Origin of the sequence: Aeromonas sp. 5HA1, from assembly GCF_029237245.1 — a bacterium.
Lineage (GTDB): Bacteria > Pseudomonadota > Gammaproteobacteria > Enterobacterales > Aeromonadaceae > Aeromonas > Aeromonas salmonicida.
The window spans coordinates 1-591 of record NZ_JAACFW010000053.1; the positions used below are offsets into that span (position 1 = coordinate 1).

Genomic DNA, 591 nt, shown 5'->3' on the forward strand with positions numbered 1-591 from the left:
TGGATATCTACAACGTGGAGCGGCCGCATCATGCGTTGAAATACAGAACCCCCGATGCAGTGCATCGGGGGTTCTGAGTGGAGAAATGCTAGCCGAAAATGTGTAAACCTATTTCAGGACTAGACAGTGGCGGAGCGGACGGGGAGATGGACGCAGTCCAGCTCAAGCACAAGGGACTGCAGGCAGGGACCGAGTTGCCAGCGGCAAGTCGCAGCCCTGTCTGCTGCCCCTTGTTTCCTTATCTCGTTCGCAAATGCTAAAAAGCAAAAAGGCCTTCCCGATTGGGAAGGCCTTCAAATTAGTGGCGGAGCGGACGGGACTCGAACCCGCGACCCCCGGCGTGACAGGCCGGTATTCTAACCAACTGAACTACCGCTCCGCTATTTGGCTAGCTTATCGCTAAATCTTTTGCCGCTTATAAGAGGTGTCATCCTCTCGGCCAGTGTCGTGATGTGCACGTCGCTGTTTAATTGGGTGCCTGGCAGTGTCCTACTCTCGCATGGCGAATGCCACACTACCATCGGCGCTACCGCGTTTCACTTCTGAGTTCGGCATGGGATCAGGTGGTTCCACGGCGCTATGGCCGCCAGG

General features: G+C 56.0%; 1 tRNA gene and 1 rRNA gene. Both read right to left on the bottom strand.

Annotation, left to right across the window (positions count from 1 at the left end):
* Positions 1-302: 302 nt before the first annotated feature.
* A tRNA-Asp gene (locus GWQ27_RS22205) sits at positions 303-379 on the bottom strand.
* Between the two features lie 97 nt (positions 380-476).
* Positions 477-591: ribosomal RNA gene (gene rrf / locus GWQ27_RS22210) — 5S ribosomal RNA — on the bottom strand.